Origin of the sequence: Mesorhizobium sp. M0207, from assembly GCF_040321995.1 — a bacterium.
Classification (GTDB): Bacteria; Pseudomonadota; Alphaproteobacteria; order Rhizobiales; family Rhizobiaceae; genus Mesorhizobium.
Genome location: NZ_JAMYSQ010000069.1, coordinates 1 through 1,342, shown reverse-complemented (window position 1 = coordinate 1,342; position 1,342 = coordinate 1). Strand labels below are relative to the sequence as shown.

The 1,342-nt window shown below is 66.5% G+C and carries 2 protein-coding genes; both read left to right on the top strand.

Going from position 1 to position 1,342, the window contains the following annotated elements:
* A partial coding sequence (tnpB, locus tag NKJ15_RS32865; protein WP_352819845.1) for an IS66 family insertion sequence element accessory protein TnpB occupies positions 1-188 on the top strand: 188 nt, incomplete at its 5' end.
* Between the two features lie 66 nt (positions 189-254).
* A partial coding sequence (gene tnpC, locus NKJ15_RS32860) for an IS66 family transposase (RefSeq protein ID WP_352819843.1) occupies positions 255-1,342 on the top strand: 1,088 nt, incomplete at its 3' end.

Here is a 1,342-nt window from a genome sequence, read left to right as displayed (position 1 = left end):
TCAAGATTATCTGGCATGATGGGCTCGGCATGTCGCTGTATGCAAAACGGCTCGAGAAGGGCCGGTTTCTATGGCCGTCGCCGGCGGACGGCACGGTTTCCATATCACCGGCGCAGCTCGCCTACATGCTCGACGGGATCGATTGGCGCAACCCGCTTCACACGTTCCGCCCGCAGCGCGCGGGCTGAGTTTTTCTTTGAGTTTGCGCCATTTTCCGCGAGTCAGCGGACGCGTTTTATGATTCACTCCAGGGCATGGTTGCCACCGCCCAGGATGCTGTTCCGGACGATATTGGCGCGCTGAGAGCAGCGCTGACCGCGGCGCTGGCCAGAGCCGAAGACGAGGCCGCGCGCGCTGCGCTGGTCGAGGCCGAACTGGCGGTCGCCAGGGCCAAGGCATCGGATGATGCGGCGCTGATCGCGCATCAGCATCTGACGATCCGGAAGCTGCAGCGGGCGCTGCATGGTCAGAGTTCTGAACGCTCAGCCCGCCTGCACGACCAGATGGAACTCACCTTCGAGGAACTCGAGAGCACCGCGACGGAAGACGAGATCGCCGCCGAACAGGCCGCGGCCCGGACCACCGAGGTGGCGCCTTACATGCGCAAGCGACCGGCGCGCCAGCCATTTCCCGAGCATCTGCCGCGCGAACGCGTGGTCGAGCCGGCGCCGGCCGCTTGCCATTGCTGCGGCGGTCATCGGCTGCGCAAGCTGGGTGAGGATATCACCGAGACGCTGGAGGTGGTGCCGCGGCAATGGAAGGTGATCCAGCACGTGCGGGAGAAGTTCACCTGCCGCGACTGCGAGACGATCAGCCAGGCTCCGGCGCCCTTCCACGCCACCCCGCGCGGCTGGGCCGGTCCCGGCCTGCTGGCGATGATCCTGTTCGAGAAGTTCGGCCAGCATCAGCCGCTTAACCGCCAGGCCGAACGCTATGCCCGCGAAGGCGTGCCGCTCAGCCTGTCGACGCTCGCCGACCAGGTCGGCGCCGGCGCCGCGGCGCTGATGCCGCTGTTCAAGCAGCTCGAAGCCCATGTGCTGGCCGCTTCGCGTCTGCACGGCGACGACACGACGGTGCCGGTCCTGGCCAAGGGCAAGACCGATACCGGCCGATTATGGACCTATGTGCGCGATGACCGACCGTTCGGCGGCGCCGATCCGCCGGCGGCAGTGTTCTACTATTCCCGCGATCGCCGAGGCGAACATCCCGCGACGCATCTCGCCGGCTGGAGCGGCATTCTGCAGGCCGATGCCTTTGGTGGTTATGGCGATCTCTATGCGACGGGTCGTCAGCCGGCGCCTGTTCTGGAGGCCAGCTGCTGGGCCCACAGCCGGCGCAAAGT